Source organism: Paenibacillus sp. FA6 (assembly GCF_051550225.1).
Classification (GTDB): domain Bacteria; phylum Bacillota; class Bacilli; order Paenibacillales; family Paenibacillaceae; genus Paenibacillus_AQ.
Window position 1 is genome coordinate 3537731 of record NZ_CP188820.1, and the last position, 25867, is coordinate 3563597.

General features: G+C 40.9%; 25 protein-coding genes. 7 read left to right on the forward strand and 18 right to left on the reverse strand.

Annotated elements, in window-relative coordinates; genetic code table 11:
• Window positions 1-97: 97 nt before the first annotated feature.
• From ACP8HI_RS16595 to ilvB, 11 genes are all read right to left on the reverse strand, one after another.
• Window positions 98-1291, reverse strand: coding sequence for a DUF4129 domain-containing protein (locus ACP8HI_RS16595; RefSeq protein WP_438347308.1), 1194 nt, complete (start codon window positions 1289-1291; stop codon window positions 98-100).
• Window positions 1288-2400, reverse strand: a complete 1113-nt coding sequence (locus ACP8HI_RS16600) for a DUF58 domain-containing protein (protein WP_438347309.1) — start codon at window positions 2398-2400, stop codon at window positions 1288-1290. Before ACP8HI_RS16600 ends, ACP8HI_RS16595 begins: the two co-directional genes overlap by 4 nt.
• Before the next feature lie 3 nt (window positions 2401-2403).
• Complete coding sequence (locus ACP8HI_RS16605) at window positions 2404-3372, reverse strand: AAA family ATPase (protein WP_438347310.1); 969 nt, start codon at window positions 3370-3372, stop codon at window positions 2404-2406.
• 163 nt (window positions 3373-3535) lie between these two features.
• The gene (locus ACP8HI_RS16610; protein WP_438347311.1) at window positions 3536-4639 is read right to left on the reverse strand and encodes an ATP-binding protein; all 1104 of its coding nucleotides are present in this window, start codon (window positions 4637-4639) and stop codon (window positions 3536-3538) included.
• A gap of 236 nt (window positions 4640-4875) precedes the next feature.
• Window positions 4876-5283 carry a hypothetical protein gene (locus ACP8HI_RS16615; RefSeq protein ID WP_438347312.1) on the reverse strand — a complete coding sequence of 136 codons (408 nt, stop codon included), beginning with the start codon at window positions 5281-5283 and terminating at the stop codon, window positions 4876-4878.
• A 159-nt stretch (window positions 5284-5442) separates the two neighbouring features.
• Window positions 5443-5988, reverse strand: a complete 546-nt coding sequence (locus ACP8HI_RS16620; protein ID WP_438347313.1) for a peroxiredoxin — start codon at window positions 5986-5988, stop codon at window positions 5443-5445.
• 157 nt (window positions 5989-6145) lie between these two features.
• Window positions 6146-7225 carry a 3-isopropylmalate dehydrogenase gene (gene leuB, locus ACP8HI_RS16625; protein ID WP_438347314.1) on the reverse strand — a complete coding sequence of 360 codons (1080 nt, stop codon included), beginning with the start codon at window positions 7223-7225 and terminating at the stop codon, window positions 6146-6148.
• 199 nt (window positions 7226-7424) lie between these two features.
• Complete coding sequence (locus ACP8HI_RS16630) at window positions 7425-8966, reverse strand: 2-isopropylmalate synthase (RefSeq protein ID WP_438347315.1); 1542 nt, start codon at window positions 8964-8966, stop codon at window positions 7425-7427.
• Between the two features lie 257 nt (window positions 8967-9223).
• Window positions 9224-10216 carry a ketol-acid reductoisomerase gene (ilvC, locus tag ACP8HI_RS16635; RefSeq protein ID WP_438347316.1) on the reverse strand — a complete coding sequence of 331 codons (993 nt, stop codon included), beginning with the start codon at window positions 10214-10216 and terminating at the stop codon, window positions 9224-9226.
• A gap of 198 nt (window positions 10217-10414) precedes the next feature.
• Window positions 10415-10900, reverse strand: a complete 486-nt coding sequence (ilvN, locus tag ACP8HI_RS16640) for an acetolactate synthase small subunit (RefSeq protein ID WP_438347317.1) — start codon at window positions 10898-10900, stop codon at window positions 10415-10417.
• Complete coding sequence (ilvB, locus tag ACP8HI_RS16645) at window positions 10897-12639, reverse strand: biosynthetic-type acetolactate synthase large subunit (protein WP_438347318.1); 1743 nt, start codon at window positions 12637-12639, stop codon at window positions 10897-10899. The genes ilvN and ilvB overlap by 4 nt, the downstream gene beginning before the upstream one ends.
• A gap of 541 nt (window positions 12640-13180) precedes the next feature.
• On the opposite strand from ilvB, the gene ACP8HI_RS16650 reads away from it, so the two are divergent.
• Window positions 13181-13630 (forward strand): GNAT family N-acetyltransferase, encoded by a 450-nt coding sequence (locus ACP8HI_RS16650; RefSeq protein ID WP_438347319.1) that lies wholly within the window; start codon window positions 13181-13183, stop codon window positions 13628-13630.
• A gap of 6 nt (window positions 13631-13636) precedes the next feature.
• Here ACP8HI_RS16650 and ACP8HI_RS16655 read toward each other — a convergent pair whose 3' ends face one another.
• From ACP8HI_RS16655 to ACP8HI_RS16675, 5 genes are all read right to left on the reverse strand, one after another.
• Entirely contained in the window at window positions 13637-14002 is a 366-nt protein-coding gene (locus tag ACP8HI_RS16655) for a hypothetical protein (RefSeq protein WP_438347320.1), read from the reverse strand.
• Window positions 14003-14279: 277 nt separating this feature from the next.
• Window positions 14280-14639, reverse strand: coding sequence for a 50S ribosomal protein L20 (gene rplT, locus ACP8HI_RS16660; RefSeq protein WP_438347321.1), 360 nt, complete (start codon window positions 14637-14639; stop codon window positions 14280-14282).
• A 31-nt stretch (window positions 14640-14670) separates the two neighbouring features.
• A complete protein-coding gene (rpmI, locus tag ACP8HI_RS16665) occupies window positions 14671-14871 on the reverse strand; it encodes a 50S ribosomal protein L35 (RefSeq protein ID WP_438347322.1) in 201 nt (66 codons plus the stop codon).
• Between the two features lie 18 nt (window positions 14872-14889).
• Complete coding sequence (gene infC, locus ACP8HI_RS16670) at window positions 14890-15387, reverse strand: translation initiation factor IF-3 (protein WP_438347323.1); 498 nt, start codon at window positions 15385-15387, stop codon at window positions 14890-14892.
• A 275-nt stretch (window positions 15388-15662) separates the two neighbouring features.
• Entirely contained in the window at window positions 15663-16907 is a 1245-nt protein-coding gene (locus tag ACP8HI_RS16675) for a glycosyltransferase family 2 protein (RefSeq protein WP_438347324.1), read from the reverse strand.
• 578 nt (window positions 16908-17485) lie between these two features.
• On the opposite strand from ACP8HI_RS16675, the gene ACP8HI_RS16680 reads away from it, so the two are divergent.
• Both ACP8HI_RS16680 and ACP8HI_RS16685 read left to right on the forward strand, forming a co-directional pair.
• Window positions 17486-18013: a phosphatase PAP2 family protein gene (locus ACP8HI_RS16680; RefSeq protein WP_438347325.1), complete on the forward strand. Its 528-nt coding sequence runs from the start codon at window positions 17486-17488 to the stop codon at window positions 18011-18013.
• Window positions 18014-18064: 51 nt separating this feature from the next.
• Window positions 18065-19198 carry an MGDG synthase family glycosyltransferase gene (locus ACP8HI_RS16685; RefSeq protein ID WP_438347326.1) on the forward strand — a complete coding sequence of 378 codons (1134 nt, stop codon included), beginning with the start codon at window positions 18065-18067 and terminating at the stop codon, window positions 19196-19198.
• A gap of 40 nt (window positions 19199-19238) precedes the next feature.
• On the opposite strand, the gene trmB is transcribed toward ACP8HI_RS16685, so the two are convergent.
• On the reverse strand, window positions 19239-19979 hold the full coding sequence (gene trmB, locus ACP8HI_RS16690) for a tRNA (guanosine(46)-N7)-methyltransferase TrmB (RefSeq protein WP_438347327.1): 741 nt from the start codon (window positions 19977-19979) through the stop codon (window positions 19239-19241).
• 515 nt (window positions 19980-20494) lie between these two features.
• Between trmB and ACP8HI_RS16695 the strand changes: the two genes are divergently transcribed.
• From ACP8HI_RS16695 to ACP8HI_RS16710, 4 genes are read left to right on the forward strand one after another with little or no spacing between them, the layout of a single operon-like run.
• Window positions 20495-21448 (forward strand): TIGR01212 family radical SAM protein, encoded by a 954-nt coding sequence (locus ACP8HI_RS16695; RefSeq protein ID WP_438347328.1) that lies wholly within the window; start codon window positions 20495-20497, stop codon window positions 21446-21448.
• 1 nt (window position 21449) lies between these two features.
• Entirely contained in the window at window positions 21450-22058 is a 609-nt protein-coding gene (locus ACP8HI_RS16700; protein ID WP_438351868.1) for a class I SAM-dependent methyltransferase, read from the forward strand.
• 6 nt (window positions 22059-22064) lie between these two features.
• Entirely contained in the window at window positions 22065-23033 is a 969-nt protein-coding gene (locus ACP8HI_RS16705; protein WP_438347329.1) for a type I phosphomannose isomerase catalytic subunit, read from the forward strand.
• Window positions 23034-23083: 50 nt separating this feature from the next.
• Window positions 23084-24007, forward strand: a complete 924-nt coding sequence (locus ACP8HI_RS16710) for an alpha/beta fold hydrolase (protein WP_438347330.1) — start codon at window positions 23084-23086, stop codon at window positions 24005-24007.
• 70 nt (window positions 24008-24077) lie between these two features.
• Here ACP8HI_RS16710 and ACP8HI_RS16715 read toward each other — a convergent pair whose 3' ends face one another.
• Window positions 24078-25853, reverse strand: a complete 1776-nt coding sequence (locus ACP8HI_RS16715) for a B12-binding domain-containing radical SAM protein (protein WP_438347331.1) — start codon at window positions 25851-25853, stop codon at window positions 24078-24080.
• Window positions 25854-25867: the final 14 nt, after the last annotated feature.

Sequence of the window (25867 nt, forward strand, 5' to 3'; positions counted from 1 at the left end):
CCTACCCACAACAGTTACTTTTCCGCAATCCAAAAGACAGTTGTTCCCCTTTAGTTCATTCCATTGGTATCCACCAAATCTACCATCTGAAGCTTTCTTATTTCTTCAAGCTATCGATCACGCTCTCCAATTGGCGCTCCTGAATCACTTTGCCTCCATAGCGGACTTCATTGTAGAGTGAGGTTACGTCTTGTACCACCGTCGGAGACAGCTTAGCCCCCTTATTCTTCTGAACTTGTGCCCCTGGTGTCTCTTGTAACTCTTGTATCTCTTGTATCTCTAACGAGACTTCATTGGGGGTTTGAGAAGTAGAATACACTAATCCCTGTTTAATTGCTGTTCTAACCATGCTCTGGTAGTAGTAACGAACCTTTCCATGAATATCTTCTGGAGGTGGATTCTTCTTGCGTCTAAATGAACGTGAATGCCGTATAGTCTCAATCTTCTCAACCTTATCCATGTAAGTATTATGATCATCTGATTGTATTCGTGGTAATCCTGCTCTAGCTCCAAACTTCGCCAGTAACTCTCCTATTTTCAAAAAGACAAAACGTACTAACTTATAGAGTGCAAATACAACAATCAATACTAAAAGAATCCCTACTATCCAATACAGAATATTCATCCATATGGACGATCCAGCCTCTGTCGTAGTTTCACCATCCAGCATAAACGGATTCTCCATGATCTCTGGCTCAGGAATCACGTTATCCGTAACAGGCTCATTCAAATTGGACAATATGTTGTTTAACCAATCAACAAATTGGATCCATAACCAATAGAATCCTTGACTCAATTGTGTGAACGCTCCAAAGACTAACATCACCACCAGAATAACGATACTCCAGTTGCGATTCACTTTTACCAACCCTTTTAGTGGACCCTGTTGAAGAGACTCACTGAATACCTCCCTATTGACCTGCTCAGAATTCAGACGAAGCAACCATGAAGAGAGTGAGATGACGCCTGCTATATATAGCGAACCTGCCTCCCAAGGAGTCAAGGATAGTTTCGAGGAGAACATCGACAGAACTAACGTGCAACCAATGCCCACTAATTGATATTTGAGGGGAAATGCCCATTCCCAACCTTGTTTACGACGTTTACTTCTCCTATATGAGATGATCGCTACTATCATCCCTCCGACCCACATCAATCCAGCAATATATAAGGTTGGTTGGTGCAATATATATTGACTTATGATTAGAATAATCGAATAGAAAGCCGCCAATCGAAGAACAACAGCCCTAGATAATAATCTAAATCTACTTATTCCTGTTCTCAAGTTCATGCGATTTCCTCCTTGCCTGATGGCATCTCAGCATGGATGGGAAGAACCATAACAGAATTACCTCGAGAACGGAGTCTCCATATTTGCTCTTCTATTTGTTCAGATACATGACCTGTGATCAGCAAGTAATCCCAAGTCTCTCCTTCATTTCTCAGATCTAACTCGTCTTTCATAAATTGCTCAAAAGGTTGGAGACACTTCATCTGTACCTCTGCCATAGCCTTCAATATGTCGTCCAAATGAGCTTTACCGTATCCAGGTTGAATTCGGATGGCCTGTATAGACTTCGTATCATGAATGGCATTATGTCCAAATCCTACCTTCATTCCCTGTTGAATCAGATATGAGGCAGCCGTTGCTGCATAAGATAAAGCCCGCTCCACCATTTCCGGATCAGAGACCACGTTCCACATATCAGCATTGACCTGGACGTTAACATATACGATTACCTCTGGATCAGCCGTATATCCTTGTTTATACACCTGTAACTGGCCTGTCCGAGCACTTGCTTTCCAATGAATTCGATTCATCGGATCATTTCCTGAATACTCTCTCGTACCCAATATAAGAAAAGGATCCTCAACCACCCAACGTGACACTTCCAGTTCTCCTTGCCAGGTTCGATAGGATGACGGCATATCGTCGATCGACAGCAAAGTAGGGTAGACCGATAAAGAAGCATTCACAGGCACTAATTCCGTGTTAGAGAATAACCCGAATAAATCCCCACCTGACATGGACACCGTCTCCAATATGTATACGCCTCGGTTCTGCGCTATGAATGGATGATGCCTCGTAATTTTATTATAGGGCTTGAGCGTAAATACACTTCGATGATTCTGATATATACTACCTTTACTGATCTGCATGACCTCTTGAGATTGAAATGAAAAGGAAGCAGGCAACATAGCCTCTAAACGCAGCCATATGACAGGCAATCTTTTTTCATTCCGAATAATCTCTACCATCTCTAATGAATCACCCGCATAGCAATGATTTCTGTTCAAATGGCGCGAGTAAGAGATGTGTCGTAACACCGGAACACCGAATATAGCAACTTGGATCAGAATGACCAGGATGCCGGCAAAGCACAACCATACAAAAGCCATAGATCACTTCACACTGCTTTCTAATTGGTCTTCGCTTGGGACAGCAACATGTTGTAGTACTTCCTGCAGAAGCGCTTCTGCCCGTCCTTCCTGTTGTGCAAGACGGTTTCTAAATACCAATCTATGGGACAACACACTAGGCACCATATATTTGATATCATCTGGAAGAACATAATTACGACCTCTTACAGCAGCGAATGCCTGTACAGCCCGGAGCAATGCCTGTGTCCCACGTGGACTTACCCCAAGCGATACGTCTGCATGTTTTCTAGTAGCCTCAGCGATCTGAGTAATATAACGGAGGAGATCCTCATGTACCTTTACTGCCATATAGGAAGATTGCGCTTCTACAATTTCTTGCTGAGTGACCACAGAATTCAATTTTTGGTTTACCTCTGAAGATGTAGTTCGCTTCAATATTTCAACCCCTTCATTCTCAGAAGGATACCCTAACTTCATTCTAAGCATGAAGCGATCCATCTGTGCTTCTGGCAGTGGGAATGTACCCTGATTATCTATCGGATTCTGAGTAGCTATAACTATAAAGGGTCGTCCAAGAATATGCGTCTCACCGTCTACACTGATCTGCCGTTCCTCCATACACTCGAGTAGACTTGCTTGTGTGCGGGGAGTAGCGCGATTAATCTCATCAGCGAGCACCATATTGGCGAATAACGGACCTGGACGGAAGTTGAATTCCCCTTCTTTTTGATTATAGAAATTAATTCCTGTTAAGTCAGAAGGGAGTAAATCTGGCGTAAATTGAATCCTTTGAAAAGAACACGCCATTGAATTCGACAATGTTTTGGCTAATAGTGTCTTGCCTGTTCCCGGCACATCTTCAAGTAGCACATGTCCCGAAGCTATGACGGCTGTTAAAAGTAGTTCCACTGCCTCTTCTTTTCCCACGATAACTCGACGAACATTTTCCTTCAACTTATTAGCTAACTCCTGGATCTGTTGAACTTCCATTATTCCCATCTCCTCTAGTAATCGCTTACATTTTGGTTTTCCAATAATCACAATGAAATAACATTCATTATAATTATATCATTCAACCTTCATGGTTTCATCTTATGATGTATTTAGGAGGATTCTAATGGAAGATACAACTTTAGGCATTCGTATTCTTCTTTTACCTAGCACAGGGTAGCGATATCATAAATTGCGTTCCTTCTCCTAATGTACTTTCTACAGAAATGATACCACCATGATTTTTAATAATTCTATAGCTCACGGAGAGACCAAGACCTGTTCCACTTTCCTTTGTAGTAAAAAAGGGTTCAAACAACCGCGCCAATGAGTTTTGATCCATTCCTTTCCCATTATCCGCAATGTTAATCCGCACATTATCGTGAAGTACTTCGACATGTATTTGGATCATTCCAACATGGTCACGACTCACTTCATCAACCGCATCCATTGCATTTTTAATAATATTTAATATGACTTGCTTTATTTGCTTCACATCAACCGATATGTAGGCCGATTCTATTACTTCATGAAGGATAATTTGGCAACCTTTCATTAACGCTTCACTCTCCGTAAGAAGGACCACTTGCGTTAACAAAGATGAGACATTAATAACAGACATTTGAGGAGCTGATGGCTTAGATGAATTTAGAAATTCACAAATGATGTCATTAGCCCGGTCAATTTCCATCAAAATAATTTTTGCATATTCATCTTTTCCCAGCTGAAGTAAGTTAGGGCGTAATAATTGGATAAATCCACGTATCGCTGTCAATGGATTTCTAATTTCATGTGCAATGGAAGCCGAGATTTTCCCCAACATCGCTAGTTTGTCATTCTGGTATGCCGTCTCTTCAATTTGTTTGTAATCCGAGACATCCTTAGCACTCAGTAAGAAGTCGCCATCCATTTGATCTCCATAAGTCACTGTAAGGAGCCAATGACGTCCCCGATCATCACGAAGTTCATGATGTCCTTTACGTAGAAAGATCGTTTCCCTGTAAATCCGCAATAATTTCCTCTTATTTAGTCGACTTAACTGCGGATGTCTTAATATTTCTATCAAAGAACAACCTATTAAAGATGAACGAGATATTTCAAAAAGCTTGGCCATCTGTACATTAATGAACGTAAGTATTCCATAGCTATTAAAAAGAATAATTCCACTATCAAGATGCTCCAATACATTCTCATATTTATTCTTTAATAGTTGTGATGATTGAAATTCCTGAGGAGATCTTACTAATGTATCTTGGACTTCACTCAACTTTATTCCCCCTCTTCACCGATAATAAACGACAATTAAGTCATACGACATTTGCACCCTTTTCCATAATTTATCACATATCAATCATAGACAGACTATAAGAATAACGTCAATCAGAGATACTGTCGAAAAAGATAAGATAAAGGGTTCCTTTAGCTTATCTTCTCAAAACAAAAAAAAAAGGATCTTCGCGTAAGCGAATCCCTTAATATAATCCTCTATCTTTAATGTTAACATTAAGTCTTATGTCGAAGACGAATTCTACGCTGACTCATTACTGCAAGTCTTGTTTTAAGTTCTCTTTCCCACTTCTCATCTTCCATCTGCTTCGCAACAACGAGCAAATCCAAAGCCATATCAATCTGATTCTGGACAATATTGTTTGGATCCTCAGTTTCACGGTTAACAACATTCTCAAAAATTTCATCTTCATCTTCTGTTACATAATCTTGAAAGTCAACTTCGAATGCGCCGTCTCCATGTGCATATTCTGCAAGGATTTCATATTCATTCTCCACCTTATAATGAACCTCCACCCTCTGGCAAACTGGACACAGGAGTAGAGGAACATTATGGACTTGAGTGCGGTAATGCTTTAGGGTTCCCTTCGTACCAACCATACTCGCTCCACAGCAAAAACTCATGATCGTTCACGCTCCTCAATTTCCTCTTTCATGCTTTAAAATATTCGCTCAAGAGGTTAACGATACCTCTTTTTTATGAAAAACCCCCTTAACTGGCACTACATAGCCAGATAAGAGGGAGTTTCACAGTAAGAACTTATCAAAGAAACAATGACCTAATTAACCGTTAAGGTTCTTGTCACCTGGTTTCCAGTTCATTGCACATAATCCACCAGATTGAAGAGCTTGTAGAACACGAATTGTTTCTTCTACACTACGTCCTACATCATTATGATTCACGACTTGATATTTCAATTCGCCCTCTGGATCAATAATGAATAATCCACGAAGTGCAATACCTTCTTCTTCGATAAGAATACCATAATCACTAGCTACCTTCTTCGTAATATCGGAAGCCAACGGGAAATTAATGTTCCCTAGACCATTTGAGTCTTTAGGTGTAGTCAACCAAGCTTTATGGCTATGAATAGAATCCGTACTGGCACCCAATACCTCAGCATCTAACACTTTGAATTGACCATAAGCATCACTTAATGCTGTGATTTCAGTTGGACATACGAATGTGAAATCCAATGGATAGAAGAACAGTACGAGCCATTTGCCACGATAATCGGACAAGCTCACTTTCCCGAAGTCTTTACCATCACCAGATACAGTCTCCATTGTGAAATCAGGAGCTGCCTTACCTACTAAACGTTCTGCCATAATCAATTTCCCCCTTATAATATGTAAGAGAAAATATCATTTTCTCTAATCTAAAGTCTCAACATTCATTGTTGATTTCTACAATACAAATGTTATCATTCAGAGAAATCAAAGTCAAGATTATAGCAGTTATTATTTTATAATTATTATAAATAGACTATTTCTTCATTGCAGCTAGTATTAAATCACCCATTTGACTAGTCCCGATCGCCTTGCTCTTATCGACAGCGATATCACTAGTACGATGACCAGCATTTAACACTTCCGCTACAGCAGCCTCAATGGAGTTGGCAGCATCTTCATATCCGAATGTTAGACGGAACATCAACGCAAGGGATAGAATCGTTGCAATTGGATTAGCCAATTGTTGTCCAGCAATGTCTGGAGCAGAACCATGGACTGGTTCGTACAACCCGTAGCTTCCTTCTCCCATTGAAGCTGAGGATAACATTCCGATAGATCCTGTCAGCATCGCTGCTTCATCACTCAGAATATCACCAAACATATTCTCTGTAACAATAACGTCAAAACTCGATGGGCGACGTAGTAGCTGCATAGCACAGTTATCTACAAGAATGTGTTCCAACTCTACATCTGGGTATTCCGGAGCTACACGGTTCACAACTTCACGCCATAGGCGGGATGTTTCAAGAACATTCGCTTTGTCAACCGAAGCAAGCTTCTTACGTCTCTTCTGAGCAATTTCAAAAGCTTGACGAACGATTCGCTCTATTTCTACTACATTATAAACACATGTATCTACTGCTTCCTCACCATGTTCACCTTGACGTCTAAATTTCTCACCGAAATAGATACCACCTGTTAATTCACGTACGACCATGAGGTCCGTTCCTTCAAGAACTTCAGGCTTCAATGTAGACGCATCTTTCAAACAGTCAAATACGACAGCCGGACGAAGGTTAGAGAAAAGTCCAAGTTCTTTACGGATACCTAACAATCCAGTCTCAGGTCGAAGCTCCTTAGGATTGTTATCCCATTGCGGTCCTCCAACAGCTCCCAATAGGACAGCATCTGCGTTCTTACAAACATCTAATGTATGTTGTGGAAGTGGCGTTCCCAATTGATCAATCGCGATTCCTCCGAATAACGCATGCTCCGTTTCGAAAGTGTATCCAAAAAGCTCCTCTGTACGTTTCAATACTTTCTCTGCTTCTGCAACAACTTCTGGTCCAATTCCGTCTCCGGAAATGACGGCTATCTTCTTTACTTCTGACATTATTATCGCTCCTCTTTTATCATCTACACTGTTTTATTTCACCTATATATTGTTGTATCATACTTTATGTTGATTTGACAAAGATATAGAATCTATGAGATTGATAGTTTATACCTATAAGACGAGCGAGGATACAGGCTCCGCTCATGATAAGTCATGACAGACCTGCACCTTTTCGTATCTATGTTCAACGCAATGACTATAGATTCACTTTTTCACGATTACTAAAGGTCGTACGTTTATCTAACAGTTGATTCAATGCATCCACATAGGCACGTGCACTCGCCTCTAATATATCCGTACTCAGTCCTCGTCCCTGTGCAGCGACATCATTCTGGGTAAGTAGCACATGCACTTCTCCAAGTGCATCCTTCCCATGAGAAACTGATTTTATCGAATAATCCGAGAGTGTCACTTCTTCCTGTGTTGCTTTGTCGATGGCATTATAGATAGCATCTACGGATCCATTACCTTCCGCCTCTTCAATGATCACCTGATCCTGTTCCTTCACGATACGGACTTTAGCGGTCGGGATCGACTCATTTCCGTATGTTACATAGAGCGTTTCAAGCTTAAATACCTCTGGTGTATCCACAAGTCTTTCTTCCAACAGAGCAAGTAGATCATCATCAGATACTTCCTTTTTCTTATCTGCAAGTTCTTTGAATTTAGCAAAAGTATCATTCAACCGTTGATCATCCAGCTCATAACCTAAGTCTATCAGCTTCTCTCGGAATGCATGTCGTCCTGAATGCTTACCAAGAACTAGCTTGCTCTCCTTCAGACCAATAGATTCAGGAGTCATGATTTCATAAGTCGTCTTTTCTTTGAGCATACCATCTTGATGGATTCCTGATTCATGAGCAAAGGCATTCGCTCCCACAATCGCCTTGTTCCCAGGAACGACCATCCCTGTCAACTTGCTAACTAAACGGCTTGTGCGAGCAATCTCAGTCAATTGAAGATTGGTCGTAGCATTGAAGAATGATTCCCGTGTAGCTAACGCCATAGCCACTTCCTCAATAGCTGTATTCCCAGCACGTTCACCAATTCCATTAATCGTTCCTTCAATTTGGTCTGCACCATTCTGAATTGCCGCCAATGTATTGGCCGTAGCCATACCAAGATCGTTATGACAATGTGCACTCAATTGAACCTTTTCAATATCTGGAACATTCTCTTTTAGAAACTTGAAAATCGCTCCATATTCAGATGGATTCAAATAGCCAACCGTATCTGGAATGTTAACGACAGATGCGCCTTCTCTAATAGCCATGCTAACCATCTCCGCCATAAAGTCATATTCCGTACGCCCAGCATCCTCCAGTGAAAATTCAATCTTAGAGAAATACTTGCTAGCATATCTTAGGGCAGATTGTGCTGTTTCCAGTACTTGAGCCTTTTCCATCCGTAATTTGTACTTTCTGTGAATCGGTGAGGTTGCTAGGAAGATGTGTATACAAGGATCCTGAGCTCCAATCAACGCTTCACGAACAGCATCAATATCTGTTTCACGAGAACGGCTAAGTCCGATAACTGACACATTCTTAATGGCTTTGGCGACAGCATTTACCGCTGCAAGATCTCCAGGGGATGCCGCTGGAAAACCAGCTTCCATCCGATCGATTCCCAATTTTTCAAGTTGGAGGGCAATTTCCACTTTCTCACGTGCATTCAAGTTCACGCCTGGAGACTGTTCTCCATCCCTCAGCGTAGTGTCAAAAATATAAATTTTCCGCATAACCGACACCTCCTTGACAAGTATAAATCCTAACTACGCAAGCAGAAACGGCTATGCCGTCCTTTTTCAAGGACGGTACCCGTCTCTGCCGAAATATAAGAAATAGAGTATCAAGTGAAACTTATACTTTCTTATATTTATAAAAAATATCCAATGCGGATCACGCATATGTGCACGACCGCATTGGAATATCTTTATAACTTTATTACTCCAACGCCTTAAAGCATATATCTATCTCAAGGCATGCAGTTGCTTTACTATTTCTTGCTCCAGTGCATCATTTCACGTAACTGTGATCCAACTACTTCAATTGGATGATTAGCTTCATTACGGCGTGTTGCATTCATGAATGCATTGTTAGATTGATTCTCAAGAATAAAGTCACGTGCGAATTTACCTTGTTGGATATCATTCAACACTTCCTTCATTGCCTTCTTCGTTTCGTCAGTGATCACACGTGATCCTGTAACATAATCACCATATTCTGCTGTGTTCGAAATCGAATCACGCATACTAGCCATACCACCTTCATAAATCATGTCCACGATTAATTTCATTTCATGTAGACATTCGAAATATGCCATTTCAGGTGCATAACCAGCTTCAGTTAAAGTTTCAAATCCTGCTTTAATTAATGCTGTAACTCCACCACATAGAACTGCTTGCTCACCGAATAGATCGGTTTCTGTCTCTTCACGGAATGAAGTTTCAATAACACCAGCACGTGTACAGCCAATTCCTTTAGCATAAGCTAAGCCGATTTGTTGTGCTCTACCTGTTGCATCTTGCTCAATAGCGATCAATCCAGGAACACCGAATCCTTCTTCATAAGTACGACGAACCATATGACCAGGTGATTTAGGTGCTACTAGAAGCACGTCATTTCCTTCTGGAGCAACAATTTGTCCGAAATGAATATTGAAACCGTGAGAGAACATTAGCGTAGCGTCTGATTTAAGATTAGGTTTAATTTCATTGTTGTATACAGAAGCTTGCGTTTCATCAGGCATAAGAATTTGTACGACATCTGCACGACGAGTTGCTTCAGCTACTGAAAGAACCTCGAAGCCATCATTTTTAGCTTTCACGGATGATTTACCTTCACGAAGTCCGATAACCACATTCACGCCACTATCGCGTAGGTTTTGTGCTTGTGCGTGTCCTTGGCTACCATAACCAATCACCGCTACCGTCTTTCCTTTCAATACGTTAAGATCTGCATCTTGCTCATAATAAGTTGTAACTGCCATGTTTATTAGTCCTCCTTTAATTTTAAAAGAACCCTCTATGATGAATTTAGAATTCATCTTTAGTTGAATTCAAAATTGTCATACATCAATTTTGAATCCAACTTTAAAGAACGGGTGTTTCAAAGATTCACTGCCAGTAACCTTGTGATTCTCTCAAACACCCGCTCTTTAATAGTGGGCATCTATTTCATACTCATACTACGCATTTCCACGAGTCATTGCTGTAACGCCAGTTCGGGATAGTTCACGAATACCATAAGGTGCTAGTAATTCAATCATAGCATCGATTTTACTCGAATCTCCAACCACTTGAACCATTAAGCTGCTCGAACCAATATCTACTACCGATGCCCGGAACGTCTCCACTACCCCTAGAATTTCCGGACGTTCAGACGTTTCAGCATTTACTTTAATTAGAGCTAGTTCACGACCTACCATTGGTTTGGAACCCAAATTAATTACTTTGATAACATCGATCAGCTTATATAACTGTTTCTCAATCTGTTCAAGTGTCTTGTCATCGCCGAGTGTCACAACAACCATGCGTGATAATCCAACTTCTTCAGACTGTCCCACGGTGATACTTTCAATATTGAAACCTCGTCTTCCAAAAAGTCCAGAGACTCTTTGCAATACGCCTGGTTGGTCATTTACAAGTATTGAAATCGTATGTCTCATATTCACTCATCCCCCATCAACATTTGATCAATGGTCGATCCTTGAGTAACCATCGGATATACATTCTCATCCTTGTTAACTACGAAATCCAATAGAACTGGACCTGGAGTATCAAGTGCTTCTTGCCATGCAATCCGTGCTTCCTCTTTATTCGTTGCCCGAAGACCCTTCACGCCATAAGCTTCCGCTAATTTCACAAAATCAGGGCTTCCTGCAAGGTCAATGTGACTATACCGATTATTGTATATTAGCTCTTGCCATTGTCGTACCATACCGAGTACCTGATTGTTGATGATTACAATTTTAACAGGAATATTATTTATAGCACAAATCGCTAGTTCCTGCGAACACATTTGAATACCTCCATCCCCGTTTATGGAGATAACCAGTCGTTCTGGTTGAGCCATCTGTGCGCCGATCGCTGAAGGAAGACCATATCCCATCGTACCAAGCCCACCTGAAGTAATCCATGATCTTGGCTTATTAAATTTGTAGTACTGCGCTGCCCACATTTGATGCTGTCCTACATCCGTTGTAACTATGGCTTCGCCTTTGGTTGTTTCGTTCAACATTTCGATAACCCATTGTGGCTTCAATACTTCTTCTGAATCCGTATATCTGAAAGGATAGTCCAATTTCCATTGTTGAATTAGAGTTCTCCAAGCATCCGCTTTATTAGCACGGCTCACCATTGGATTGATCATCTCAAGAACAGTCTTCACATCACCAACAATAGGAATGTCTACCGCCACATTCTTACCGATCTCCGCGGGATCAATGTCAATGTGAACAATTTTGGCATGTGGTGCAAAACCATTCAGCTTGCCCGTAACCCGGTCATCAAACCGCGCTCCAATATTGATAAGTAGATCACATTGTTGAATCGCATTATTCGATGCGTAGGTTCCGTGCATTCCTGGCATCCCCGTCCATAATTCATGGCCACTTGGAAATCCACCAAGTCCGAGAAGTGTAGTCGTAATCGGAATATCAGAGCGGGTTGCAAATTCATATAGTTCGTCGTGAGCCCCTGAGTAGATTACGCCCCCGCCTGCTAATATATAAGGACGTTCCGCTTTACTAATCGCTTCCGCTAGCTTCTCCAATTGTAACTTATTAGGTACAGTGCATGGGCTGTAACCACGTACATTGGTAGTCTCACTTGGCTTGAACATCGTCATCGCGGCTGATACATCCTTAGGAATATCAATCAGTACCGGACCTTTACGACCTGTATTCGCTATATGAAACGCTTCATGAATAACTCTAGGCAGGTCTTCTACATCTCTTACCAAATAGCTATGTTTAGTAATCGGTAGCGTTATACCAGTAATGTCAGCTTCTTGGAAAGCATCTGTTCCGATTAAAGTTGTAGCAACGTTCCCCGTAATAACTACCATAGGCACAGAATCCATATAGGCTGTAGCAATTCCTGTTACTAAGTTAGTGGCTCCTGGTCCAGATGTTGCAATACATACACCTACCTCACCGCTAGCACGCGCATATCCATCTGCCGCATGAATTGCACCTTGTTCGTGACGAGTCAATAGGTGCTTGAACTCTTTGTAATTGTACATGGCATCATAAATGTAGAGCACTGCTCCTCCTGGATAACCAAAAACACATTCAACACCCTCCAGAAGAAGGCTACGTAGCAATATTTCCGAGCCGCTAATGACTTCCGGTTTCATCCATTTCTCTCGTAATTGCTCGATCGACGTCAGTTCAGTTTTTTTCTCGCTCATCAGTCATCCTCCTAATCAAGATTGTCATTATTTTGAAACAAAAAAACCTTCCATCCTCCACTACAGACTTATCTCTGTGTGAGGGACGAAAGGTTATCTCTTCCGTGGTACCACCCATGTTTGCCCTGTATTTCGCAACACAAAGCCTTGTCAAGTATACCTAAATATACCTGTAGTCTATAACGTGGACCAGTCGATTCTCCCTAATAAGCATTCCTGCCTTTCAGGAGAACAGCTCCGAGGTGAGCTCGTATAAAAGGGATTTTGGTGGAGGTTGCAGCAATTCCTCACACTCTCTGAACAAAAGAGCCCTTAAAACTTCGTCCTCTTCATTGCCGATTACATATACTCGTTAAAATGTTACAAGTATTATATGATTCATCTACCCGTATAGTCAATACCCATAATTTAATAATTCATTAAATAGGGTTATCCTATCCCTTTTTCATTCTCCAATTGTAGCACACAATCCCTTATATAGCACATATGATGAATTGGATTAACTCATCATAAACTGCATAACGAAGGGAGAATCTGCTGAATGATCCGATACAGAAGACCCAAGCAAGACGATGCCATTATTATACACTTAATTGAATCTCAGCTTGTCCCATTATCTAGTATGAGTGCTTTACAAATTACTGAGACCAAGGAAAATATTCCTCAGCGTTTAACCCATGGAGTGACACTTGTAGCTTCTGTTTACTACGAGGATGACCCATTAGGATTTGTTCATTTCATGTTGCACGGTGATCTTCTTTATATCGACATGTTGGCCGTTGCACCCGCTGCGCAGCGTAAGCGCTGGGGGAACCTACTTATGGCTCACGCAGAACACTTTGCGCAATCACGTGGATGCGAACGGTCTAAAGTCATGGTAGATATCATTAATAAAAATGGACTCTCTTTTTATAAAAAATTAGGATATTCCACTATCAAAGTACACTCATCAACGAAATATTATGAAATGGAAAAGCTACTACCTCATTAGGCAGAATCAAAAGAAATATCCGGGAGGATAAACTCCGCCACCGCCATAATTATTTCCGTAGTTTCCGTAATTTCCATAAGGGCTATATCCTGCACCGTTTACACCGTTTACACCGTTTACACCGTTTACACCATTCACACCATTTCCAAAACCGGTCACAAATGGTGATGTTCCAATGGCTAATAAATCAAATAGTACCAAAGGGATAATAGCTTTAGTCTGTACCTTTTTCCTAGAATTACGCTGCAAAATAAGACGATTCCCCGAAATTCTCAACAATCTCCCAGTAACGAGAGTTCCATCCTTTTTGGTAGCATTAATATTCTTACCTACCCATCTTTGCGCCTGAGCCTTCGTTACAGAATGTTTCATGTATTCCCTCCTCCTATGGCTTCCAATTCAGTGTATTCTTAGAAATGCTTGAATGCTTGTTCATTTGCCCTATATTATGTATTTCCCAGGCCATAATCTCTTTTTGGGTACGCAAAAGAGACCACGTTAACTACACAGAATGAACATGTAAATCTTTAGTTCAATCCATATAGCTCCAGTCATCCCTTTGAATTCCTTCATCTCTTCGTTGTAGCCGCATATACAACAAACCCAATGCCATGTAGACATTGGGTCCTATGTTTATTATTACAATAAACTAAGCGTTAATTTTTTCTCTAGCAACAGATGCAATAGAATTAAATGCAGTGATATCATGAACCGCCAAATCAGCAAGCATCTTACGGTTAATATCAACACCAGCTAATCTCAAACCATGCATTAACTTGCTGTAAGACAATCCGTTCAAACGTGCAGCCGCATTGATACGTACAATCCACAATCTGCGGAAATTACGTTTTGTTTGGCGACGGTCACGGTATGCATAAACCAATGATTTCATCACTTGTTCATTTGCTGTTTTAAAAATACGATGTTTCGATCCAAAATAACCTTTAGCGAGTTTCAATACCTTTTTATGTCTACGACGAACGACAAATCCGCCTTTTACTCTTGCCATATTAGTAAACCTCCCAAATATATGTTGTTGATTATCTCAAATTAGATAGACCTTGTTTCAAACGTTTTACATCTCCTGGAGCCATTACTGGGTTTGTGCCAAGCACACGTTTTTGACGTTTGGATTTATGAGACAAAAGATGGTTTTTGAACGCTTTATAGCGCATAACTTTACCTGTTCCGGTAATCTTGAAGCGGCCTTTTAGACTGCTATGTGTTTTCATTTTAGGCATTATAGTTCCTCCTCGGGATTATTGAGTTTTAGGAGCCAATATCATAATCATACTACGACCCTCAAGTTTAGGGTGACGCTCTATAGTTGAATGCTCGGCTACTTCTTCTTTCACACGTTCAAGAATCTTCTGGCCAATGCTTGCATGTGCAATTTCACGTCCACGGAAACGCACAGAACATTTAACCTTGTCGCCTTCTTTTAAGAATTTAACGACATTACGAAGCTTTGTTTGGTAATCATGCTCGTCAATGTTAGCGCGGAACCAAACTTCTTTGGTATCCACGATCTTTTGGTTCTTACGAGCTTCTTTATCTTTCTTCTGCTGTTCATAGCGGAACTTACCGTAATCCATGATGCGGCACACCGGCGGTTTTGCCTGAGGCGCTACATTTACCAAGTCGAGATTAAGATCCGTTGCCATCTGCAGTGCTTCACGAATCGGCGTAATTCCGATTTGTTCTCCCTCTGCTCCCACCAAGCGGACCTCTTTGGCCCGAATTTCGTCATTGATCATATGTTCCTTACTGATAACCGTCCACCTCCAAATTTAATTCAATTCCAATCCCCAAAATTCCATTCAAAAAAACAAATAAAGGGATGCTGGTTTTTCCTCCCAGCATCCCTATGATCAATTATTCATGAAATATCCCATTCATAAATCATCGGATCAAATACCAGCCAACATTCATTGGTCAGGTGAGAAGCTGGTGCCTCTTCTTAAATCCAAATATTCATTTAACACGCTTGAATAATATATCATCTCAGCCACTGTAGTGTCAAGTGTTATTCTTATGCTTGTTTACTCTGTACTACCTCTTCCATTCTGAGGACTCGAGTATGTTCAGTATGGCTCCACTGTTTGTTGTTCTGTGTAAAGAATGCATAGAACGTAATAGGATACCACGAAATTAAATAGATCGGAAAGAAGATAAGATATAGATATACCTTTTTAAAGGTCACCTTTTCTAAAGCCATTGCAACAAAGAAAGTTAGAATATTAGCAGATACAGCTATAACACTCAGCCATATTGGCATATACCCGTAGATATTGGCAATGTTAGGACCATTAAAAAGGGCCATATCTACCCACATCGTTGCTGTCATCAGAAATGTAAGGAGTACGATGTACACATTGACTCCATATAATGCTAAATCAAATTTAACAAGACTTCTTTCCTTAATACTTTGCCATAACAGTGGAAAGAAGTATTTACGTGCCACTGTAAAGTGTCCTTGCATCCAACGAAGACGTTGTCTTGACGATGCTTTGAACGTAATCGGTTTCTCATCAAATACTTTGGCATCATAATTGAATCTAGGATATACGCCATTTTGGACGCTACGCATTGTAAATTCAAGATCCTCAACCAAACTTGTGGCTCCCCAACCCATTTCCTTTAACAATTTTGTTTCGAAGCACATCCCAGTACCACCTAAAAAGTTAGCCATTTTCATATTGTGACGAGACAGCTGCCACAAACGATTGATGTACCAATATGAAATTCCGTATGCCGCAGTAATCCATGAGTCTTCCGGGTTCTTAGTATCGATATACCCCTGAATAACTCGTGCACCTGAGTTCAAGTCATCATTCATTTCACTTAAAAAGTTAGGTGCTGCCAAATTATCAGCGTCAAACATAACAATTGCATCATATTGACGAGGCAACTTCCAAAGTTCCTTCAACATCCATTCAATAGCATACCCTTTACCGCGAAGATTCTTGTTCGTGCGCACACACGCCTGCATACCATGCTCACGAACGATAGCCGCCGTGCTATCCGTGCAATTATCACAAATGACAAACACATCATACAATTCTTTCGGATAATCCAGACTTTTTAAATTCTCCATAAGAGCCCCAACAACTTGTTCTTCATTATGCGCTGCAACTAAAACAGCAAATGACTTGGTAGCTTTGAAATGTTCTTTCTTCTTTTTCCTATGAAGACCAAATAAAGAAAAAATAAATTGGTACAAACCGACAAAAACCAAAATGACCTGCATCGCAACAAAAATAGTATCTATTACCATTCTTTAAAACCCCCTTTTTTAACACTTAGCATCTATTTCTCTAATTGATGCTATTTACTGTCTTCTTTAATTCTATTTGTTCTCTGTCTCTATCTCTAGGTTTGCCTTGAACCACAAGGATTTTTGGCACATGTAACTTTGAAGCAGTATTAATATTGTACGTTTTTGAATCTTTTGTCAAAAAGTGTTTAGCTCATTTTTGCCCATTATTATTATAAGAATCGTTATTTATCGTGATAATAACGGTACTATCTTATCATCATGAGGATTACTTCTTATTATCGTCCATTTGCTTCTTATTTTGTTTCACATCCCCTTTATTATTCTTTACTAGCAACACAAAAGATGAATAATATTCAACTTTATATAATCCATTTATAAATCCATAACTATAAGTGTACGTTTTAATTGGGACGAAAGTCAAAATTCGATGAGCTTCATCATAATTTAATAAGGCTCTTCTCACGAAATATAACGGAAATTAAAAATATGTTACAATGAATGTGGTCAACATATATTTATAATGATAACCGCTTCCAAATACACGCCATGGCCACGAGCCATAGGGGAGAATTCACATGAGAGAACGCACCTATAAACTTCTAAAATTGGATCAACAGATATTTCAATGGATTAACGGTCGGCTTCACAATCGCTTCCTAAACTTTTGGCTATTCCATCTTACCCATTTAGGTGGGGCTACATTTACTATTAGTATTAGCCTATTAGCTTGGGCATTCGCACCACTTTCATGGAGTATCACTGGTTCGCAAGCAGCTATTGCACTTGCCCTTAGTCATATTCCCGTTGCTATCGCGAAGAAACTGTATCCACGAATTAGACCTTATCTCGCTATTCCAGAGACGCACACATTTCGAAACCCTTTGAGTGACCATTCATTCCCATCGGGCCATACGACTGCAGCATTCTCTACAGCGTTCCCTTTCATTATAGCCTTTCCAGAAATGATGCCATTATTTCTCGGTCTCAGTATAATAGTCGGTTTCTCAAGAATTTATCTTGGGCTTCATTACCCTTCAGATGTCCTTGCAGGAGCAGTTATTGGTACTTCCGTAGCGGTTATGACTGTTGCAATATGGTCTTAAAGTCGCTATGGTGATGATATGGAAAACCTTGCAGGAATAGGTGAGTTTAGATTGAATAAAAAAAGAGTATTGTTGTTATCAGAAGGTTTTGGTGCAGGGCATACTCAAGCGGCCTATGCACTCTCTAGCAGTCTGCGCAAGCTATCACCTGATGTGAACACAAAAGTAATGGAACTTGGAAGTTTCTTGAATCCCAGAGTTGCTCCCTTAATCATAACAGCATATAAAAAAACCATTACTTCCCAACCGCGGTTGATCGGGATGATGTATAAATACCAATATAAGAAATCGCTCAATCGTTTTACAACATTAGCACTTCATCGTATTTTTTATACTCATACTAGGGATGTCGTGAGACAACTTCGACCTGACATTATCGTCTGTACTCACCCGATCCCAAGTGCCGTCATTTCTCGTCTGAAACGTTTGGGTGTTACCGTTCCATTGTGCACGGTTATTACAGATTATGATGCACATGGCACTTGGATAAGCCCCGAGGTGGATCAATTTCTAGTCTCCACTCCTGAGGTGAAGCATAAACTAATGAGAAGGAATGTTCCGTCTTCCAAAATACAGGTAACAGGAATACCCGTACATCCCAGTTTTTGGGAACATCCAAGTAAGGATAGCATCCGTGTGAAATTCCAGTTAAATGATATGCCTACGGTATTAGTTATGGCAGGCGGATGGGGAATCATTAGTGATGATGTTATCAATGACTATCTCGCACAGTGGAGCGATCGTATTCAAGTCATATTCTGCCTTGGAAGTAATGATAAAGCCCTTCACAAAATGGAATCTAATCCTCAGTATAAGCATCCTAACATTCATATATTCGGTTTCGTCCGAGAAATTGACCAGTTAATGGAGATTTCAGATGTGCTTGTTACAAAGCCTGGTGGGATGACATGTTCAGAGGGATTGTCAAAGGGTATTCCCATGCTCTTCCATCTGCCTATCCCTGGTCAAGAGGAAGAGAACTCCCAATACTTCACCTCACTAGGATTAGGTGAAACGATTACCTCCGTTGATGTTATGAAGAAGTGGGTGCACAAGTTGATATATGAATATCAACAAATCGGTAACGATAGACAAGAGAATCTCGAGACCATTGCCAAGTATCATCCGATGCAAAGCGCAAAAAGTATTATTGAAATGCTTGAACAAAACAAGGTGACCTCTTAAGAGGTCACCTTGTTTTGTGTTCTATGCCATCCCACTTAAACTAGGATTCAATGTCCGGCTTATTCTCTTGAAGACGGTATTTCTTCAACCGCTCCACCTGATATCGCTGTAGCGATTGTTCCCCAACCATAACCTCACAACGATAAATATTCATACCTTGACCTACGAATTTCGATTCATACTCAGTCATGACGTTCCATTCTGGAATACCTTCACGGTGCAGATCAAGAGATATGTTGTTCATTTGTAATCCAACATCAGCAAACGAGTTTAAAGAAAATTCAAATAACGTCTGTGAATCTGTTTTGAGGTGGATCTCCCCATTTGAATTCAGAATCGAGGCATACTTTTCTAAGAAACGCGGATGTGTTAGTCGACGTCTTGCATGCTTGACCTTTGGCCACGGATCACTGAAATTGAGATATACGCGCTCTAACTCATCTACCTCAAAGACTTCATCAGCATACTCTGCATTAGCAAATGCTAATCGAAGATTAGGAGGAAGTTTAATTTGTTGTTCAGACCAAACATCGATTGCTTTCTCACTCGCACGTCGAATCAATTCATCATACACATCAATACCTATAAAGTTAATATCCGGGTTTTTTATGCTCATCTGACTAATGAATTGACCTTTTCCCATCCCGAATTCGACATGGATGGGATGATCGTTTCCAAATAAAGTTGACCATTTCCCTTTATATTCTTTAGGATCCAGAATAACGAGTTCTTTCTGCTCCTCTAGATTTTCCCTTATGCCTTTTCTACCACGTAAACGCATATTTTCCCTCCGCTTTCAATATCATCACTATTGCAATATTGTGCCGAACTTCTAGCGAAATGTAAAGAGCCACTCTACAAGTAGAAACGGCTTCGCCTTCCTTTTTCAAGGACGGCACCCGTTTCAGCGGAAATATAAGGAATAGAGTATCAAGTGAAACTTATACTTTCTTAAAATCGAAAAAGGAACCCTGTTTCTCTTAAATTACAAGAAAATACAGAATTCCTCATTCTTTATATATGGAATTGGGGTCCAACAATTTTATGATTCATAGTCAGTTAGAGGTATCTGCCGTCTAACCCATTTCTGCTTTACAAGCACTACGAATTCTTTTCCGAACAAATGACTGTCAAATGAATATTACTTTATTTACCCTCTTTGCTCGCTCCTGAAACAAGTTACGAATTAACTTATTATGTGAAGGGGTATATGATTACTCACATTACTTTTCCTCTTTCATTTGATATAATAGTTGCTGTATGTCTTAATAATGTGAGTTCATAAAGGAGTACCTCATGAATCATTCAACTATGGCTAACCCATTACTATGGGGAGATAAAAGATTTCATACATGGAACTACGAAATGCATCAACAGTTTAACGATAAAGTATTCAAAGTCATGCTCGATGCTGGTTTCACATGCCCTAACCGTGATGGTTCAATTGCTAAAGGGGGCTGTACCTTCTGTAGTGCTAGGGGATCTGGAGACTTTGCAGGGAGTAGACGGGATGATCTTGTCACTCAGTTCAATACGATACGTGACAAGCAACATCTAAAATGGCCCAACGCACAATATATTGGCTATTTCCAGGCCTATACGAACACTTACGCACCTGTAGAAGAGTTACGGGAGTATTTTGAGGTTATTTTAAAGCAACCAGGGGTTGTAGGTTTATCCATTGCTACTCGTCCAGACTGTCTACCTGATGATGTAGTTGAGTACTTGGCTGAGCTAAATGAGCGAACTTATCTTTGGGTCGAGATGGGACTCCAGACGATTCATGACTCTACTTCTGAACTCATTAATCGTGCTCATGACACGCAAGTTTACTTGGACGCGGTTAAGAAGCTGCGTAAGCACAATATTCGCGTATGTACTCATATCATCTACGGACTTCCGCAAGAAAGCCATGAGATGATGCTTGAAACGGGGCGAGCTGTTGCTCAAATGGATGTCCAAGGTATTAAAATTCACTTATTACATCTTATGCGCAAGACTCCTATGGTCAAGCAATATGAAGCTGGTCTGTTACGCTTCTTAGAAAAAGATGAATACGTCAAGCTTATTGTCGATACCTTAGAAATACTGCCTCCCGAAATGGTCGTTCATCGGCTCACCGGTGATGCGCCAAGAGACCTACTGATAGGTCCTATGTGGAGCCTCAAAAAGTGGGAAGTTCTGAATGCCTTCGACACTGAGCTTAAAGAGCGGGATACTTGGCAAGGAAAGTATTGGAGGAACGCTTGATATGGGCTTCCTCTCCGTCCTCAGCTTCGCTCATAGGCTAGTCTCCGAACGTTTGAAACCAGGAGATATTGCTATTGATGCGACTATTGGAACTGGTTCAGACACTCTATTTCTAGCACAAGCCGCTGGGCCTAAGGGGCATGTATTTGGGTTCGATATACAGGAAGAAGCCCTTACCCTCACCCAACAAAGGCTTGATCAGAGTTCCGCCACTGCCATAGCACCTGTCACTCTACTTCTTCAAAGCCATGCTTCCATGAAAGATGCGATCCCACAGATCTATCATGGAAAGCTTGCTGCCGTCATGTTCAACCTTGGATATTTGCCTTCAAGCGCTTCTAATAAAGAGATTATAACGATGACAGACAGCACCATCACAGCACTTCAGGCAAGTCTTGAGCTTCTACGTCCTGGTGGTGTTATAACCATCGTATTATATCCCGGACATCCAGGAGGCGATTCAGAATCTGAAGCTGTACAACAATGGGCTTCCAATATCCCGCAATCTATCGCACAATCTATCATCTACCAACAGCTGCAACGCTCAGACGCACCTTATACGGTAGCGATAGAAAACAAATCATATAACAAGCTAAAATCGAGAGGATGATTTACTATGATTAAACCTTATCCATTACAATTCCAGCCTGAATTTAAAGAACGCGTGTGGGGCGGTCAAGCACTCGAACAATTCGGTCTCGATCTTCCAGATGGTCATATCGGAGAAGGATGGATGATCGCAGATCATCCAAATGGCATCACCCATGTCATGAACGGTGAACTTACTGGATTAGGACTAGATCAAGTACGTGAACAATTCGGTAAGGAATGGTTCGGAAGCCAAGGTTTCTCCGAGGTCAATGGACGTTTCCCTCTACTTATTAAACTACTCGACTGTAATGACGACTTGTCTGTGCAAGTTCACCCAACAGATGAGTATGAAGGACTACCAAAGGGTGAATTGGGTAAAACTGAAATGTGGTATGTACTTGATGCCAAACCGGGTTCCAAAATTATATATGGATTAAACGATGGTGTTACACGTGAAAGCTTGCAACTAGCTATCGCTAACGGAAACATTACAGATAGTCTAAGAGAGGTACCTGTTGCGGCAGGAGATACATTCTACATCCCAGCAGGTACCGTTCACGCTCTCTGTGCAGGTGTAGTCGTGGCAGAGATCCAACAGAACTCAGACACGACATATCGTCTGTATGACTATAACCGTCCAGGTCTCGATGGGAAACCACGTGATTTACATATTGAAGATTCTTTGAATGTTATAGCTTATGAGGGCTCAGGTGCCACAACCATGAAGACCGATTCTGTGGTACCTGGCGAATGGCTAGAACTCGCAAAATCTCCCTATTTCATCGTTGAGAAAGGCATTGTGTCTGGAAGTTGGTCTCTAACAACTACACCTGCTAGCTTTGCAATTCTTGTCATTTGTGAAGGTCAAGGGACATTGAATTGGAGTGATGGATCTTTAGACTATAAAGCGGGACAATGCTTCTTATTACCTGCCAATTTACTCCACTATGAACTCGAAGGGAATGCTACTGTTCTACGTTCTTATCTTCCTTAAATCCAAAGAGATACAGTCGTTATTGATTGATAATGTGGGGGTGGTATCTGTTGAAAGAACGTTCATTTACTCTAATTAATCAGCAAGGGATGACCCTACATCTTTACGAGTGGCTTCCTGAGGTCTCCGTTCCATTAAAAGGTCTTATTCAGGTTGTCCATGGTATGGCAGAGACTGCAGACCGGTATGCTAGAGTCGCCTCATCCCTTTGTGAATCAGGCTATGCCGTCTATGCGCATGACCAACGCGGGCATGGCAAGACTGCCAAGAGTATGGAAGAGTTAGGGCACACTGGCGAGAATGGCTTCTATGGAATGGAGAATGACATTCTCGAGGTAAGCTCTCTACTCAAAGATAAGTATGCAGGTATCCCTCATTATTTATTAGGACATAGTATGGGGTCATTTCTAACACAGCGAATCATCGAGAATCATAGCGAAGCATACTCAGGTTTCATTTTATCGGGTACAAATGGCCCGCGTCCTAACCTTTGTATAGCCAAAAGCTTAGCTCTATTTCAAGTGAAACTCCAGGGTGTATCCCATCGTAGTCTGATGCTCAATGCAATCATATTCGGACGGTATAACCAAGGTATAACACCTGTACGTACCACATTTGATTGGCTATCTCGAGATGAGGATGAAGTAGATAAATATATAGCTAACCCTTATTGTGGTGAAGTATGTACAACTGGATTCTTCCGTGACTTCTTCCAATTATTACAGAACATACAGAAGCCCGCTAGTTACCGGAGTATTCCTAGAAATAAACCTATCTATTTATTTGCTGGTGATCGTGACCCCGTTGGCTTGTATGGAAAAGGTGTCACTAAGCTTCATGAAATCTACCTAAAATTAGGGGTGAAGGATGTCGAATGCCGACTATACCCTGGCGGAAGACATGAAATGCTAAATGAAATCAACCGTGACGAAGTTACTGCTGATCTGCTGGATTGGTTGGAACGACACGCTTAACGTATAGCCTTATATTATAACAAATAAAACAACGGCTGCGATGTCCCATAGGGAACATGCAGCCGTTGTTTTATTGTGTAACCACTGGTTCTAGCTTCTTCGTAAACCATCGAGGGCGCTGACTCTCATCTTGCTGATAAAGAACAATCAACAATGTCTGCTGATCCCTTCTATCCGATACCTTGCCATCTTCTTGCTGTAATAACTCATCCAGATCAAATGGGAGAACATCCATCACAGCATGTTTCAGTAGTCCTCGCTCATCTAACTGAAGTTCTTCAAATCCAGGAGATACTTGCTCTGGATGCTCTACAAGAGACTTCATGAACACCGACCATTTATCCTTAGTCAATCGGGAATCCCACCAAATGGTACGTGGTTTGTATTTGTGATTCATGAAATAATCTAGTTTCATTAGTCCTAATATAATGTCCATCCGTAGGACGCCCCGGTATTCAAGAAACTTATGAAGACGGAGGAACAGGTCTTCCAGTTGATGACCTATCTTCTGCCAACCTTGCCCTTCCCAGTAATCACCGAAGTCCTGGAAGAAGTCAAATGGAGAGTCAAATTCATTCTTCATAAGATACTTCAACGTATGATCCATACGATGAGCATTCCAGTATTTCTCTAGTACATCCTCAAGCCGCTTCAAATGGATAATGTCAGCAAATGAAAGCTTATTACTACTTAATATTTCATAAGGTGCGTATTCCATATACTTATACTCATATTTAGCCGCGTCAATTCGGAGTCCTGTCCCTCTCAACATTTTGAGAAATCCGAGTTGCAGTTCTTCCGGTTCCATAGCAAATACATCATTGAACGTTGTACGGAATGTATCATAATCCTCATCTGGTAATCCAGCAATAAGATCGAGATGCTGATCAATGTTGCCGCTAGATTTGATTGTGTTCACGGTACGCGATAGCTTCGTGAAATTCTGACGACGCTTAACCAGTTCATTCGTAATATCGTTCGTTGACTGCACGCCAATCTCGAAGCGGAATATTCCTGGTGGTGCATTCTTAGCTAAATAATCTAATACCTCTGGTCGCATGATATCAGCGGTAATCTCGAATTGAAACACACAGCCACGATGGTTATTCATAATGAATTCAAACATTTCCATCGCATAGTTACGATTGATATTAAACGTGCGATCAAGAAATTTAATAATCTTCGCACCATTGTCGATCAAGTAGAGAATATCTGACTTCACCCGTTCAATATCGTAATAGCGCACACCAACTTCTATACTGGATAGACAAAACTGGCAATTAAATGGGCATCCTCTACTCGTCTCAAAATAAACGATACGTTTGCCCAAATCCGGGATATCCTCAGCGAAGCGGTACGGTGTTGGGAGCGTATTTAAATCACTCTTCGGACGTCCGGGATTAATAATAATCTCATTATCTTTGCGGTAAGTTGCACCATATACGAAATGGAACTTCCGATCACCTTGAATGGTCTGTAACAAGTGATGCAATGTCTCTTCTCCATCGCCCATAACGATGTGATCGACATTCTGAATACGCTCCATCCAATGGTGGGTATCATAAGAGACTTCTGGTCCACCCAGCACAATCGTTACCTCAGGCATAACTTGTTTAACAATATCAACAACCTTAATGGTCTCTTCAATATTCCAAATGTAACAAGAGAACCCGATAATATCAGGCTTCCTCTGATATAGATCGGATACAATATTCATTACGGGGTCTTTAATCGTATATTCAGCAAGTTCGATATCGAACTCTTTCTCACTAAATGCTTTTAATAATCTGATTGCCAGTGACGTATGAATATATTTGGCATTTAAAGTAGATAAGACGACTTTCATTATTCACACACCCC

Coding starts and splice junctions, on each gene's coding strand:
- ACP8HI_RS16595 (WP_438347308.1), bottom strand. CDS start 1,291: ATGAACTTGAGAACAGGAATAAGTAGATTTAGATTATTATCTAGGGCT.
- ACP8HI_RS16600 (WP_438347309.1), bottom strand. CDS start 2,400: ATGGCTTTTGTATGGTTGTGCTTTGCCGGCATCCTGGTCATTCTGATC.
- ACP8HI_RS16605 (WP_438347310.1), bottom strand. CDS start 3,372: ATGGAAGTTCAACAGATCCAGGAGTTAGCTAATAAGTTGAAGGAAAAT.
- ACP8HI_RS16615 (WP_438347312.1), bottom strand. CDS start 5,283: ATGAGTTTTTGCTGTGGAGCGAGTATGGTTGGTACGAAGGGAACCCTA.
- ACP8HI_RS16620 (WP_438347313.1), bottom strand. CDS start 5,988: ATGGCAGAACGTTTAGTAGGTAAGGCAGCTCCTGATTTCACAATGGAG.
- leuB (WP_438347314.1), bottom strand. CDS start 7,225: ATGTCAGAAGTAAAGAAGATAGCCGTCATTTCCGGAGACGGAATTGGA.
- ACP8HI_RS16630 (WP_438347315.1), bottom strand. CDS start 8,966: ATGCGGAAAATTTATATTTTTGACACTACGCTGAGGGATGGAGAACAG.
- ilvC (WP_438347316.1), bottom strand. CDS start 10,216: ATGGCAGTTACAACTTATTATGAGCAAGATGCAGATCTTAACGTATTG.
- ilvB (WP_438347318.1), bottom strand. CDS start 12,639: ATGAGCGAGAAAAAAACTGAACTGACGTCGATCGAGCAATTACGAGAG.
- ACP8HI_RS16650 (WP_438347319.1), top strand. CDS start 13,181: ATGATCCGATACAGAAGACCCAAGCAAGACGATGCCATTATTATACAC.
- ACP8HI_RS16655 (WP_438347320.1), bottom strand. CDS start 14,002: ATGAAACATTCTGTAACGAAGGCTCAGGCGCAAAGATGGGTAGGTAAG.
- rplT (WP_438347321.1), bottom strand. CDS start 14,639: ATGGCAAGAGTAAAAGGCGGATTTGTCGTTCGTCGTAGACATAAAAAG.
- rpmI (WP_438347322.1), bottom strand. CDS start 14,871: ATGCCTAAAATGAAAACACATAGCAGTCTAAAAGGCCGCTTCAAGATT.
- infC (WP_438347323.1), bottom strand. CDS start 15,387: ATGATCAATGACGAAATTCGGGCCAAAGAGGTCCGCTTGGTGGGAGCA.
- ACP8HI_RS16675 (WP_438347324.1), bottom strand. CDS start 16,907: ATGGTAATAGATACTATTTTTGTTGCGATGCAGGTCATTTTGGTTTTT.
- ACP8HI_RS16680 (WP_438347325.1), top strand. CDS start 17,486: ATGAGAGAACGCACCTATAAACTTCTAAAATTGGATCAACAGATATTT.
- trmB (WP_438347327.1), bottom strand. CDS start 19,979: ATGCGTTTACGTGGTAGAAAAGGCATAAGGGAAAATCTAGAGGAGCAG.
- ACP8HI_RS16695 (WP_438347328.1), top strand. CDS start 20,495: ATGAATCATTCAACTATGGCTAACCCATTACTATGGGGAGATAAAAGA.
- ACP8HI_RS16700 (WP_438351868.1), top strand. CDS start 21,450: ATGGGCTTCCTCTCCGTCCTCAGCTTCGCTCATAGGCTAGTCTCCGAA.
- ACP8HI_RS16705 (WP_438347329.1), top strand. CDS start 22,065: ATGATTAAACCTTATCCATTACAATTCCAGCCTGAATTTAAAGAACGC.
- ACP8HI_RS16715 (WP_438347331.1), bottom strand. CDS start 25,853: ATGAAAGTCGTCTTATCTACTTTAAATGCCAAATATATTCATACGTCA.